Raw genomic sequence first — 13,670 nt, forward strand, 5'->3', positions numbered from 1 at the left:
ATTACTGTGAAAATCCTTTAGCAATCGTGTCTACAGTGGTCGTTAATAGGTCTATATAAGTGGGTACAGGGCCATTTTCGGTAGAAAGGGAATCTACATAAAGGACACCGCCATATTTAGCGCCCGTTTCTTTACTGACTTGACGTGCGGGTTTATCCGAAATTGTACTTTCACTAAAAACAACTGGAATTTTATGCTTGCGTACGGTATCTATGACTTTTTTTACTTGTAGAGGAGAACCTTGTTCTTCTGCATTTATTGGCCATAGATAGACTTCTTTAAATCCGTAATCCTTAGTTAAATAGCTAAAGGCACCTTCGCTTGAAACTAGCCAACGTTCATCTTCTGGTATACGATTTAGACGTTCACGCAATGGCGCATCAAGTTCTGCGATTTGCTGTGCGTATTTTTTGGCGTTTGCATTATAAATCTCAGCATTTTCTGGGTCATATTTAACGAATGCTTGGCGAATGTTTTCGATATAAATTTTTGCATTTGCAGGTGACATCCACGCATGTGGATTTGGATTATCTTTATATTCACCTTCGCGGATAGGCATTGGTTCAATGCCATCAGTTAGCACAACGGCTGGCACATTTTGAAAATTTTCAAAGAAACGCTGGAACCACACTTCTAAATTCATGCCATTCCATAAAATAAGATCAGCGTCATAAGCTTTCATAATGTCTTTAGGAGTAGGCTGATATCCGTGAATCTCAGCACCAGGTTTAGTAATTGATTCAACAATGGCAGCATCACCAGCTACATTTTGAGCCATATCTTGCAGGATCGTAAAGGTAGTGACTACTTTGAACTTTTTAGCAAAAGCAGGTTGGCTGACAAATAAAATGGCAGCTAAAGTAAATAGGATGGCTCGTAGAGGTGCAGATAATCGCGATAATTTGTTCTTCATAAAAATTGACCCTGATATTATTGGCTTAGTATTATTTTAACTGTATTGTTACTGTGGTTATGTAACCAATATATTTTATAACTCAACTGATAATGATTATCAATATCATTTGTGAAAAATGAGTATAAATAATGGAAAAGAGCATTTTATCTATTTAAATTTGTTATTTCATCTATGGTTATGATTACTATTATCTATGACTAAAACACGTCCTTTAGTAAAAGTTAAGTAAAAATTATTTTATTTTTCTTGTGATTAGTTATTCTTTCATCTTCTTGATTCGCAGAGGTTACTACAGTGAAAAAAATGATAAGCAGTGCCTTTGTGCTTCTGCTACTTGCTGGTTGCTCAAGTACCTCCGAGCGCCCCGTGAAAAAACAGCGTATGTTGGACAACACTAATCAACAACCAATCACAACACAAAATACGGCATTTCCTCGTACTCCATTCGATGAATTCATTCGAGAATCAGCTTCCCGCTATAGCGTTGATGAGACTTTAATCAGAGCCATTATTGAAGTCGAATCTAATTTTAGGCCAGAAGTTGTGAGTAAATCTAACGCGATAGGACTAATGCAAATAAAAGCTTCTACGGCAGGGCGCGATGCATATCGTTATCATGGTAAATCTGGCGAACCTACCTCTGGGGATTTAAAAGATCCACGAAAGAATATTGATATTGGCACTACTTATATTCGTATTTTAAAAGAGCAACATTTAGCAGGCATTAATCATCCGCAAACAATGTACTATGCAACGGTTGTTGCATACGTAAATGGCGCTGGAGCGTTATTAAGAACTTTTGATAATGATAAAGGCAGAGCTATTGCTATGATTAATAATTTATCCCCTGAAGAGTTTTATCAACACGTACAGGCTAAACACCCCGCATCACAGGCTCCACGTTATTTATGGAAAGTTAAAAATGCCTATAATGCATTAGCCGTGAACTATTGATATTCCATTATGAGGTGTGGGAGCTGCGCGACGATTTCAACGATACCGTTGATAACAAATTGCACTCCCATACAAATCAACAAGAAACCCATCACCCGGCCAATTGCATCAATTCCACTGTTTCCAAGCCAACGCATAATTGAAGTTGCTCCTCTTAAACCTATCCAAACAATTAAGCTAGTAATCACGAAAGTAATAACAGGTGCTACCTTGAGTATCCAAGGTGCAAAGCCAACATCACCTTGTAAGGATGCTGTGGAGCTTATAATCATTGCAATCGTTCCGGGACCGGCAGTGCTTGGCATCGCCAGAGGAACAAATGCAATGCTGGGTGATTCTTGACGTTTTTTCGAGACATTAGGATCATCTAAAGAAGGGGAGTTATTTTCATCAGAATTATCATTACTTGGGAACAGCATGCCAAAACCAATGAATGCAACAATAAGTCCTCCAGCAATTCTCAAACCTGGTATTGATATACCAAAAGTATTCATAACCAGTTGGCCTGCATAAAAAGCAACAGTCATAATAATAAAGACGAAAATCGATGCGAGAAATGCTTGATGATTTCGTTGTTCTTTGGTCATGTTAGCTGACAAACTGAGCATAACGGCAATGGCAGTCAGAGGGTTAGCGAGTGGTAGCAGTAAAACGAGCCCTATACCAACAGCTTGAAAAAGCTCTAGGAAATTTGTCATAGTAAATAATTCCAGATATCAATAAGTGCGATGTAAAAACTATATGTATGGGACTATAACAAAAATTGTTATGAATCTGTAGATTAGCAAATGGTGGTTACAGATTAAGGTTGTTGGAGCAAGTTGGGGATTAAGTGTTTACGTGGAGAAAAATCATTCAACTGATGAATAAAGTTGTTCACATTAACTGTGGATAACCGTCGGGTTCAGTTGTGAATAACCTGAATATTATCTTATATAACAAGGCAGTGAGGGTATGGGTTAAAAGTGTCCAAAATGAAAGGCAAAAAAAAACCTTTTTATGGGGGTCATAAAAAGGTCAAAGGCATCTATTAGCAGGGTGTCTATAATGTCGATATGGACTCATTATACTGACTGTAATGTCGTTTACTGATATTTTATGTAAATTCGTTAAAAGAAATAGGGTGTAGCTAAACGTAAAGGTGCATATATGCCAATTAAATTACTTTCAACCATACAACATGAAGAAGAGTCACTTGAATCGTTATTAATAGATTGTGTTAAAAGTGGTGCATCCGTTGGTTTTATTGCGCCATTACAGCAATATGACGCAAAGCAATATTGGCAACAGGTGGAAACAGATTTACTGGCTGGAAGCAGGAAGTTATTGGTATTTTATGTAGAAAAACAAATTGCAGGGGCATTACAACTATCATTTTGCCAAAAAGCGAATGGATTACATAGAGCTGATGTTGAAAAATTAATGGTTCATTCTGATTTTCGTCAGCAAGGTATTGGTAGGCAATTACTGGAGTTTGCAGAAAAGTTTGCTTTAGAGAACCGTCGGTCATTGTTAGTCTTAGATACACGAACTAACGATGTAGCTTCATATTTATATTGCCAACAAGGGTATATTGAGGTTGGTAAAATCCCTAAATTTGTGACAAATGAAAAGAATGAATTTGAAAGCACGACGATATTTTATAAGTCACTTTGTGATTAGATTGAATAAGTAACTAATTATTAGGTCATTTTTTGATTGATTTCTATTTATTTGCCGTCAATTCTATAGATAGCTGTATAAAGCTAGAGTTTTCTTTACATAGATTTTTGGATTTTAAAAATCACTTTACGCAATGCGGTATATCCTATTTTTAGTTTCAATTTCAATTGAAGTCGAATAGTAAACGAATTATAGGATGGCCAATGAAAAATATAGTAGCGACACTAGCGGGTACATTTATGTTGATTATTTTAGCTATCGCTATGTTGCTTATTCTCTTTCCTCAACAGTGGAAACAAAATATATACCCGAATATTTCTCAGATATTACCTGAATCTGTTAGTTATTTTGTGCCTTCAATGATGACAAAGAATAATGCTTGCTCCAGCTTAGAGGGAAACCTGCGCAGCTTTGCAGAGTATTTGAAAATGAACCAAGATATTGTTGATGTAAAAGGAATGAATAGTTTGGATGATCAATTAGCTCGCATACAAACACGTGTAGATACTATGCCAGGAGAGGTTCGCAATATTGTTTGCCAACAAGAATATGCACGATTAGAAGGATTAAAAAGTGTTTTCACATTAGGCCATCCAAATCAAAATACGTTTTAGTTAAACTTATTTAATTGTAAATAATTGGTCACCATTATCTTTACGTTTTCATGATATGCTTATAACGTCATTTTATTTACAGGGTAATGTGATGAGCATTTTCAAATTTCCATTGTTAAATTGGCTAATTTTAAATGGCTTCGCTGTTTATTATCTTTTTTTGCGAGATGCATTTTATTGGGGCTTCTCGGGTTGGATGGGAATACTTGGAATATTAATCGCACTAGAAAGTTTAGGATGGATATCAGCCAGTCTGTATTATTTTATGCGTTATAAAACCTCGCCAAATCCAGCCACTAAAGCCGCCTATTTAATTACTCGGGGGCCATTTCGTTTATCTCGAAACCCATTATACCTAGCATTTACCTCTATGAGTTTAGCATTTTCATTTTTTACGCACTCCCCTTATTTTTTAGTGTCAGGTCTCGTGTTTTGGTTAATTACAGATCTTTATACCATCCCTCAAGAAGAAAAATATTTATCTGAATTGTTTAAAGATGAATGGCAACAGTATAGCCAACACACTCGTCGTTGGTTATAGATGTCAAGATTCTCTTGATTGTGTCGTAGGTCGCAATCTTTTACAAATCAAAGTGGTATATAATATATAACAGTGAAATTAACTTAAGGTGGTGACGAATGAAAACATTTGGCGTCGTTCTTTTTCTTCTTGGTATTGTCGCTGCTATTGCATCTTTCAGCATGGATGCGAGTATTGTCGTGTCGTATGGTGAAAAAATTATAGATGCGGGTTTAGCATTTGACAGGCAAAACTATATTATTGGTAGCTCACTTATTGCGCTGTGTGGGGCACTAATTTGGTTTTTTGGTAAAAAATAAGTTATTTACTACTCTAAGTAGTTGAACCAGTACTAAACTCAATAATGTCAGTGCATATGAAGTATTCACTTGAATTTTTAATAACTAAAAACGAATCGATTTAATGAAAAGAATACGATAAATAGATCACATCTGTGTTTAGTGAATTATTTAAAAGCAAATTATTTTAAGAATAGATGGTTTTTAGAGTAGATTGTTTTAAAAGCTAAATTTAGGTGGGGGAGATAATCACCTTCTTTCTATCGCGAATAAATGAGTCTGTGTTATTATTGCTGTGGAGTTACTTTTGATGTGCGTAATCGTTTTATGATGTATGTACATATCTCGCATAGTGAAGTGAGAAATCGAATGTAACGTATTGATATACAAACTTTGGAATAATCAAGCAAGTGATCTTACGTGCGGGTCACCACTGCGGATAAGGATTTTTTAATGCCTGTTATTACTCTTCCTGATGGAAGTCAACGTCAATTTGACCATGCTGTATCAGTCATGGATGTCGCTCGCGATATCGGTGCAGGTTTGGCGAAAGCGTGTATTGCTGGTCGTGTTAATGGTGAGCTAGTTGATGCTTGCGAAATTATTGAACATGATGCGAATTTGTCCATTATAACGAGTAAAGATGACGATGGACTTGAAATTATTCGTCACTCTTGCGCTCACTTGTTAGGTCATGCAATTAAACAATTGTGGCCAAACACTAAAATGGCAATTGGTCCAACTATCGATAATGGTTTTTATTATGATATTGACCTTGATTATACGTTGACCCAGGAAGATTTGGAGAAGCTTGAAAAGCGCATGCTTGAGCTTGCCAAAACGGATTATGACGTGATTAAAAAACGTGTCTCATGGAGCGAGGCTCGTGAAACATTTGTGGCGCGTGGTGAAGACTATAAAGTTGAAATCTTGGATCAAAATATAAGCCAAGACGACCGCCCAGGTTTATATCATCACGAAGAATATGTAGATATGTGTCGTGGTCCGCACGTACCTAATATGCGTTTTTGCCACCATTTTAAATTACAAAAATTGGCGGGTGCATATTGGCGTGGTAACAGCGACAACAAAATGCTACAACGTGTTTACGGTACTGCATGGGCAGATAAAAAGCAGTTAGCTGCTTATCTGTTACGTCTTGAAGAAGCGGCTAAACGTGACCACCGTAAAATTGGTAAGCAATTAGATTTATATCATATGCAAGAAGAAGCGCCAGGTATGGCATTCTGGCATAATGATGGCTGGACAATCTTCCGTGAACTTGAAACTTTTGTACGCACTAAATTAAAAGAGTATCATTATCAGGAAGTTAAAGGTCCATTTATGATGGATCGTGTTCTGTGGGAAAAAACAGGCCATTGGGAAAACTATAAAGATGCGATGTTCACTACTTCATCTGAAAATCGCGAATATTGTGTAAAACCAATGAACTGCCCTGGCCATGTACAGATTTTCAACCAAGGTTTAAAATCATATCGTGATTTACCTTTACGTATGGCTGAGTTTGGTAGTTGCCACCGTAACGAGCCATCAGGTGCATTGCATGGTTTGATGCGAGTGCGTGGCTTTACTCAAGATGATGCGCATATCTTCTGTACAGAAGAGCAAATTTTGAGTGAAGTAAACAGTTGTATCCAAATGATTTATGATGTTTATGCAACTTTTGGCTTTGAAAAAATAGTTGTTAAACTGTCAACTCGTCCTGAAAAACGTATCGGTACTGATGATATGTGGGATAGAGCTGAAGCGGACTTAGCAAATGCATTGAAAAGTAAAGGTATTGAGTTTGAATACCAACCTGGAGAAGGTGCTTTTTATGGTCCAAAAATTGAATTTACACTGTATGACTGCCTTGACCGTGCATGGCAATGCGGTACTGTACAGTTAGATTTCTTCTTGCCAGGTCGCTTAACTGCTTCATATGTTGGTGAAAATAACGAGCGTATTACGCCAGTCATGATCCACCGTGCAGTGCTCGGTTCACTTGAGCGCTTTATCGGTATCTTAACTGAGGAATATGCAGGATTCTTCCCAACGTGGTTAGCACCACAGCAAGTTGTTGTGATGAATATAACGGATAACCAAGCTGATTATGTTCAAGAATTAGTCAGTAAGTTACAAAGTGTTGGCATTCGTGCGAAAGCAGATTTACGAAACGAAAAAATTGGTTTCAAAATCCGTGAACACACTCTGCGTCGTGTTCCTTACATGTTGGTTTGTGGTGATAAAGAAGTTGAATCAGGAAAAGTCTCTGTCCGTACCCGTCGTGGTGTAGATGTAGGCAGCCTTGATGTTAACGAATTCACAACTAAACTGTTGGAAGAAATTCGCAGTCGTCAACTCAATCAGATGGAGGAATAAGGTTATTAAAGGCGGAAAAAAACTCCCAACGGCACGTCCAAATCGTATTAACGATGAGATTCGTGCTACTGAAATTCGTGTGACTGGTTTAGAGGGTGAACCACTCGGAATTATGAGTGTGCGTGAAGGCCTGACTAAAGCAGAAGAAGCTGGTGTCGACTTAGTTGAGATAAGTCCAAATGCTGAGCCACCAGTTTGTCGTATCATGGATTACGGTAAATTTCTTTATGAGAAGAGCAAGTCTCAAAAAGAACAAAAAAAGAAACAAAAAGTTGTTCAAGTGAAGGAAATTAAATTCCGACCGGGAACAGATGAAGGCGACTACCAAGTTAAATTACGTAGCCTGATCCGCTTTTTGGAAGAGGGTGACAAAGCTAAAGTTACACTACGTTTCCGTGGTCGTGAAATGGCACACCAACAGATTGGCCTAGAAGTGCTTAATCGCATTAAAGCTGATTTGGAAGAACTGGCAGTTGTTGAATCATATCCTTCAAGAATTGAAGGCCGCCAGATGGTTATGGTATTGTCACCAAAGAAAAAAATATAAAAACAATTAGTTAGTAGATATATAGACAGTAAGTAGCGTTCAATAAAATGAGCGCTACTTTTCTATTTTGAAATTACAAAAAATATAGCATTAAAAAATAATACGGAAACGAATAGTAAGAATGATTTGCCCGATGGCCTGTAAATACTTATACGTGAATCAGTAAATGTGAACTTAGAAATGTTTGTCTTTAATGGCGATCGTTAGTCGACTTACTATGATTTCAAGTGATTGGCTGCGAATAATTTCAATATCTGCTTGAGTAATCCGTTAAGAAGCATTAAAATCCGCGGTCGAATCCCTTTATTAAGTTTGGAAACAAAAAAACTGATAAAGCAAAATGAATATTGCGTTTTGATTAGTAGCCGTTTTACTGTTGTAATTTGTGTCACTATCAGTTCGTTGTTTTTAGAGAATGTAGCAAATCTCTTTATCCAGTTGGAGGAATAAAGTATTAAAGGCGGAAAAAGAATCCCAACAATACGACCGAATCGTATTAACGATGAAATTCGTGTTACTGAAGTCCGTTTAACCGGTTTAGACGGCGAACAGCTAGGCATTATGAGCATTCGCGAAGCGATTGAAAAAGCTGAAGAATCAGGTGTAGACCTTGTAGAAATCAGTCCTAATGCCGAACCGCCAGTTTGTCGTATTATGGATTACGGCAAATTCCTTTATGAGAAGAGCAAGTCTCAGAAAGAACAGAAAAAGAAACAAAAAGTTGTTCAGGTGAAGGAAATTAAATTCCGCCCTGGTACAGATGAAGGTGATTATCAGGTCAAACTACGCAACCTGATACGCTTCATAGAAGATGGTGATAAAGCTAAAGTAACACTGCGTTTTCGTGGTCGTGAAATGGCTCACCAACAGATCGGTATGGAAATGCTTAATCGCATCAAAGCTGATCTGGAAGAGTTAGTAGTCGTTGAATCATTTCCTTCAAGAATTGAAGGGCGTCAAATGATCATGGTACTAGCACCTAAGAAGAAATAATTAGGCCATCAAGTAGTAACTTGTGTAGAAATGCAGAAGATATTCGCCTAGTTAATTCGTAGTTAATCACAATGCGAAGTTGGAATTAGAAATGCCAAAGATAAAAACTGTACGTGGCGCAGCAAAGCGCTTTAAAAAAACTGCAGGCGGTGGCTTTAAGCGCAAGCATGCAAACCTTCGTCATATTTTGACCAAGAAGTCTACTAAGCGTAAACGCCATTTGCGTGCTAAAGGAATGGTATCTAAGGGCGATTTGGGTCTGGTAAGTGCTTGCCTGCCATACGCATAAGTAAACATTGGTTAATTAAGATAAAAGACGATAGGAGATATATATGGCTCGCGTAAAACGTGGTGTTGTTGCCCGTGCACGTCACAAGAAAATTCTGAAGCAAGCGAAAGGTTATTACGGAGCACGTTCACGTGTTTACCGTGTCGCGTTTCAGGCAGTAATCAAAGCTGGTCAATACGCTTACCGTGACCGCCGTCAACGTAAACGTCAGTTCCGTCAACTGTGGATTGCGCGTATTAACGCTGCAGCTCGTCAGAACGGCCTGTCTTACAGCCGCTTCATCAATGGCTTGAAAAAAGCTTCAATTGAAATCGACCGTAAGATCCTAGCAGATATCGCAGTTTTCGATAAAGTCGCATTTGCTGCGCTTGTTGAAAAAGCGAAAGGCGCTTTGGCGTAATTGTTTGCTTGAAAAAGAGGAAGGAAACTTCCTCTTTTCATTTATATTTTTTGTGATTATACTTTAATAAAATGATTTACTAGAGAAATTTTCATATGTATAACGTTGCTTTTCGCTTCTTTTTTTACTTTAGCACCTGAGTATCGGGGGCTTGTCTGCGTAAGAAAAGAAACGAAAAGTTACGCTAAAGCCTCCTAATGGAGGCTTTTTTGTTTTTGATTTCAAAGAAAATGCAGTAAAATCAGTTAAGTACTTATCTGTTATTATAATGGTGAGTTGAACTTAATATAATGAATAACTAGCAAAACGACCGAGTGGTCATAAAGGGGAAACAATGCCACATCTCGCTGAATTGGTTGCACAGGCAAAAGCAGCCATTGAACAAGCCCAAGATGTTGCTACGTTAGAGTCAGTGCGTGTTGAATTTTTAGGCAAAAGCGGCCACTTCACACTACAGATGAAAACGTTGCGTGATCTGCCTGCTGATGAACGTCCAGCAGCAGGGGCTGTTATAAATGAAGCTAAAGTTCAGGTTCAAGATGCACTGAACGCCCGTAAAGATTTAATGCAAGCTGAAATATTGAATGCGCGCTTATCTTCAGAAACTGTGGATGTTTCTTTACCGGGACGCCGTATGGAAAATGGTGGATTACATCCAGTCACTCGTACAATTCAGCGAATTGAAGAGTTTTTTGGTGAGTTAGGTTTCTCTGTTGAGACCGGTCCTGAAATAGAAGATGACTACCATAACTTTGATGCGTTGAATATTCCAGCTCATCACCCTGCGCGTGCCGATCATGATACTTTTTGGTTTGATGCTAAACGTTTATTGCGTACCCAAACATCAGGTGTGCAAATTCGTACAATGGTTGGGCAGCAACCACCTATTCGTATCATTGCGCCGGGTCGCGTATACCGTAATGATTATGATCAAACACATACTCCAATGTTCCATCAAACAGAAGGTCTGATTGTTGATAAAGATATTAGCTTTACCAACCTCAAAGGAACATTGCACGATTTTCTAAATAATTTCTTTGAAGAAGAAGTTCAAGTACGCTTTCGCCCATCTTATTTTCCATTCACCGAGCCATCTGCTGAAGTCGATGTAATGGGTAAAAATGGTAAATGGCTTGAGGTATTAGGTTGCGGAATGGTACATCCAAATGTATTACGGAATGTAGGAATCGACCCAGAAGTTTACTCTGGATTTGCATTTGGTATGGGTATGGAACGTTTAACTATGTTGCGTTACGGCGTTTCAGACTTGCGCGCATTCTTCGAAAATGATCTTCGTTTTCTCAAACAGTTTAAATAAGGCGGGTTTATCTCATGAAATTCAGTGAACTATGGTTACGCGAATGGGTAAACCCGGCGATAAATAGTGAAGCTTTATCAGACCAAATCACAATGGCAGGTTTGGAAGTTGATGGCGTTGAATCAGTAGCAGGGCAATTTAATGGCGTAGTTGTAGGGGAAGTAGTTGAATGTGGACAACACCCTAATGCGGATAAATTACGAGTCACTAAAGTCAATGTAGGTGGCGATCGCTTGCTAGACATCGTTTGTGGTGCCCCAAATTGTCGTTTAGGTTTAAAAGTTGCAGTAGCAACTGTGGGTGCAGTATTACCTGGTGATTTTAAAATTAAAGCGGCTAAGTTGCGTGGTGAGCCGTCAGAAGGCATGTTATGTTCATATTCTGAGCTAGGTATTTCTGATGATCACAGCGGTATTATTGAATTACCAGCTGACGCGAAGATAGGTACGGATATTCGTGAATATCTAAAACTTGATGATAATGCGATTGAAATCAGCATTACACCAAATCGTGCAGATTGCCTGAGTATTATCGGGGTTGCACGCGATGTTGCTGTTATCAATAAACTTGAACTCAATGAGCCGGTTATTAATACCGCTCAAGTTACGACGAAAGAGACATTTCCTATTCGTGTTGAGGCACCAAAAGCGTGTCCACGCTTCTTAGGTCGTGTTATTCAAAACATTGATGTGTCAGTTCCGACTCCATTATGGATGAAAGAGAAGCTGCGTCGTGGCGGCGTTCGTTCTATTGATGCCGTTGTTGATATTACAAACTTTGTCCTACTTGAGTTAGGTCAACCGCAGCATGCGTACGATTTGGACCGTTTAACAGGTGCTATCGTAGTACGTATGGCAAAAGATAAAGAAAAGCTTGTATTATTAGATGGTTCAGAAGTGACCCTAAAATCAGATACTTTAGTTATTGCTGATGAAAAGCAAGCATTAGGTATTGCCGGTATTTTTGGTGGTGACCACTCTGGTGTTAATAGCGAAACAAAAAATATTCTTCTTGAATGTGCTTATTTCGACCCACTATCGATTACAGGACGCGCACGTAATTATGGCTTGCACACTGATGCATCACACCGTTTTGAGCGTGGTGTTGACTCACAATTACAATTTAAAGCGCTTGAACGTGCAACGGCATTAATTGTTGATATCTGTGGTGGTGAAGTTGGTGAAATAATCGATGCAACGAGTATTGAGCATTTGCCTAAAGCTGCTAATATCAAATTGACGCGTCATAAACTCGATCGGTTAATTGGTCATTTTATTGCTGATGATTTAGTGACGGATATTCTGACGCGTCTCGGCTGTAAAGTGACTGTATCTGCTAATTGTTGGGATGTAGTCGCACCAAGCTGGCGTTTCGATATGCAAATCGAAGAAGATTTGGTTGAAGAAGTAGCGCGAGTGTACGGATATAATAGTATTCCAGACGTGCCTTTACGCGCTGATCTGATCATGACTAAGCATAAAGAAGCTAACTTGCCACTGAAACGCATGAAAGCGATGTTAGTCGATAAGGGCTATCAAGAAGCTATTACCTATAGTTTTGTTGACCCTAAAATACAAGCGTTGCTTCACCCTGAGCAAGATGCATTAATTTTGCCTAATCCAATTTCAGCTGATATGTCTGCAATGCGTTTGTCATTATTGACCGGCTTATTAGGTACTGTGGTCTATAATCAGAATCGTCAACAAAATAGAATTCGATTATTTGAGACAGGTCTACGCTTTATTCCTGATAATCAAGCAGAATATGGAATACGGCAGGAACCTATGTTGGCTGGCGTGATTACAGGCAATAGATTTGATGAACATTGGTCATTAGATAAACAAGTTGTTGACTTCTTTGATTTAAAAGGTGATCTTGAAGCTGTTTTTGAATTGACTGGAAAACTAAATCAAATTACATTTAAATCTGAGGCACACCCATCGTTACATCCTGGGCAAAGTGCTGGGATTTATCTGGAAAATGAACACATTGGCTTTATTGGTGTCGTTCACCCAGAATTAGAACGTAAACTCGATTTAAATGGTCGTACAGTCGTGTTTGAGGTTCGTAGTGATGCGATAACACAACGTGTAGTCCCTGAAGCTAAGGTGATTTCACGCTATCCATCGAATCGTCGTGACATTGCTGTTGTTGTACCAGAAAATGTAGCAGCTGCAGAAGTTTTGGCAGAGTGTAAAAAAGTTGGCATAAATCATATAGTTGGCATAAACTTATTTGATGTGTATTGTGGTGAAGGAATAGCAGACGGTTATAAGAGCCTTGCTATTAGTCTAGTCTTCCAAGATACCCAGCGTACGATGGAAGAAGAAGAGATTACCGCGACCGTTGAACTGTGCGTTGCTGCGTTAAAACAGCGATTCCAAGCCTCCTTGAGGGACTAAACCTATGGCGCTTACTAAAGCTGAAATGTCGGAAAATTTGTTTGAAAAACTTGGTGTTAGCAAACGTGATGCTAAAGACCTTGTTGAAACTTTCTTTGAAGAGGTTCGCCTTTCTTTAGAAAATGGTGAGCAGGTAAAATTATCTGGATTCGGTAACTTTGATTTACGTGATAAAAGTCAACGTCCCGGACGTAACCCAAAAACTGGGGAAGATATTCCAATTACTGCACGCCGTGTTGTTACATTCCGCCCTGGCCAAAAATTAAAAAGCCGTGTAGAAAAAGCAACACCAAAAGACTAATCATATCTATTGATATCAATAGATATAGAAAAAGACCGCTTAGGCGGTCTTTTGTTTTTGTATCATCATATGT

General features: G+C 38.5%; 16 protein-coding genes and 1 other annotated feature. Of the genes, 14 read left to right on the plus strand and 2 right to left on the minus strand.

Annotated features, from left to right (window positions below; translation table 11 throughout):
• Position 1: 1 nt before the first annotated feature.
• Positions 2-913 (minus strand): metal ABC transporter substrate-binding protein, encoded by a 912-nt coding sequence (locus AAZR93_RS01670; RefSeq protein WP_434718801.1) that lies wholly within the window; start codon positions 911-913, stop codon positions 2-4.
• A 297-nt stretch (positions 914-1,210) separates the two neighbouring features.
• Between AAZR93_RS01670 and AAZR93_RS01675 the strand changes: the two genes are divergently transcribed.
• Positions 1,211-1,870, plus strand: a complete 660-nt coding sequence (locus AAZR93_RS01675) for a transglycosylase SLT domain-containing protein (protein ID WP_434718802.1) — start codon at positions 1,211-1,213, stop codon at positions 1,868-1,870.
• Here the strand turns inward: AAZR93_RS01675 and AAZR93_RS01680 are convergent.
• On the minus strand, positions 1,864-2,568 hold the full coding sequence (locus tag AAZR93_RS01680) for a MarC family NAAT transporter (RefSeq protein WP_434718803.1): 705 nt from the start codon (positions 2,566-2,568) through the stop codon (positions 1,864-1,866). The genes AAZR93_RS01675 and AAZR93_RS01680 overlap by 7 nt on opposite strands.
• Before the next feature lie 451 nt (positions 2,569-3,019).
• On the opposite strand from AAZR93_RS01680, the gene AAZR93_RS01685 reads away from it, so the two are divergent.
• The 13 genes from AAZR93_RS01685 to ihfA all read left to right on the plus strand — a co-directional run bounded on the left by AAZR93_RS01685 (position 3,020) and on the right by ihfA (position 13,597).
• Positions 3,020-3,532, plus strand: coding sequence for a GNAT family N-acetyltransferase (locus AAZR93_RS01685; protein WP_434718804.1), 513 nt, complete (start codon positions 3,020-3,022; stop codon positions 3,530-3,532).
• A gap of 203 nt (positions 3,533-3,735) precedes the next feature.
• The gene (locus AAZR93_RS01690; protein ID WP_294107469.1) at positions 3,736-4,146 is read left to right on the plus strand and encodes a hypothetical protein; all 411 of its coding nucleotides are present in this window, start codon (positions 3,736-3,738) and stop codon (positions 4,144-4,146) included.
• A gap of 91 nt (positions 4,147-4,237) precedes the next feature.
• The gene (locus AAZR93_RS01695; protein WP_294107467.1) at positions 4,238-4,687 is read left to right on the plus strand and encodes a methyltransferase family protein; all 450 of its coding nucleotides are present in this window, start codon (positions 4,238-4,240) and stop codon (positions 4,685-4,687) included.
• Between the two features lie 98 nt (positions 4,688-4,785).
• Positions 4,786-4,986 (plus strand): hypothetical protein, encoded by a 201-nt coding sequence (locus AAZR93_RS01700; RefSeq protein ID WP_294107465.1) that lies wholly within the window; start codon positions 4,786-4,788, stop codon positions 4,984-4,986.
• Positions 4,987-5,418: 432 nt separating this feature from the next.
• Positions 5,419-7,347, plus strand: a complete 1,929-nt coding sequence (gene thrS / locus AAZR93_RS01705) for a threonine--tRNA ligase (RefSeq protein WP_294107464.1) — start codon at positions 5,419-5,421, stop codon at positions 7,345-7,347.
• 4 nt (positions 7,348-7,351) lie between these two features.
• Positions 7,352-7,894: a translation initiation factor IF-3 gene (gene infC, locus AAZR93_RS01710; protein ID WP_434719614.1), complete on the plus strand. Its 543-nt coding sequence runs from the start codon at positions 7,352-7,354 to the stop codon at positions 7,892-7,894.
• A gap of 453 nt (positions 7,895-8,347) precedes the next feature.
• Positions 8,348-8,887, plus strand: a complete 540-nt coding sequence (infC, locus tag AAZR93_RS01715) for a translation initiation factor IF-3 (protein ID WP_294107862.1) — start codon at positions 8,348-8,350, stop codon at positions 8,885-8,887.
• 91 nt (positions 8,888-8,978) lie between these two features.
• Positions 8,979-9,176, plus strand: coding sequence for a 50S ribosomal protein L35 (gene rpmI / locus AAZR93_RS01720; protein ID WP_294107462.1), 198 nt, complete (start codon positions 8,979-8,981; stop codon positions 9,174-9,176).
• A gap of 43 nt (positions 9,177-9,219) precedes the next feature.
• Complete coding sequence (gene rplT, locus AAZR93_RS01725; RefSeq protein WP_067398290.1) at positions 9,220-9,576, plus strand: 50S ribosomal protein L20; 357 nt, start codon at positions 9,220-9,222, stop codon at positions 9,574-9,576.
• Between the two features lie 89 nt (positions 9,577-9,665).
• Positions 9,666-9,790: a sequence feature (Phe leader region), on the plus strand.
• A complete protein-coding gene (locus tag AAZR93_RS01730; RefSeq protein ID WP_434719615.1) occupies positions 9,672-9,716 on the plus strand; it encodes a hypothetical protein in 45 nt (14 codons plus the stop codon). (Overlaps the previous feature by 45 nt.)
• A 120-nt stretch (positions 9,791-9,910) precedes the next feature.
• Positions 9,911-10,894, plus strand: a complete 984-nt coding sequence (gene pheS, locus AAZR93_RS01735; RefSeq protein WP_294107448.1) for a phenylalanine--tRNA ligase subunit alpha — start codon at positions 9,911-9,913, stop codon at positions 10,892-10,894.
• A gap of 14 nt (positions 10,895-10,908) precedes the next feature.
• Complete coding sequence (pheT, locus tag AAZR93_RS01740) at positions 10,909-13,296, plus strand: phenylalanine--tRNA ligase subunit beta (RefSeq protein WP_434718805.1); 2,388 nt, start codon at positions 10,909-10,911, stop codon at positions 13,294-13,296.
• 4 nt (positions 13,297-13,300) lie between these two features.
• On the plus strand, positions 13,301-13,597 hold the full coding sequence (gene ihfA / locus AAZR93_RS01745) for an integration host factor subunit alpha (protein WP_294107444.1): 297 nt from the start codon (positions 13,301-13,303) through the stop codon (positions 13,595-13,597).
• Positions 13,598-13,670 lie beyond the last annotated feature (73 nt).

The organism is Providencia sp. Je.9.19 (genome assembly GCF_051129765.1).
Lineage (GTDB): Bacteria > Pseudomonadota > Gammaproteobacteria > Enterobacterales > Enterobacteriaceae > Providencia.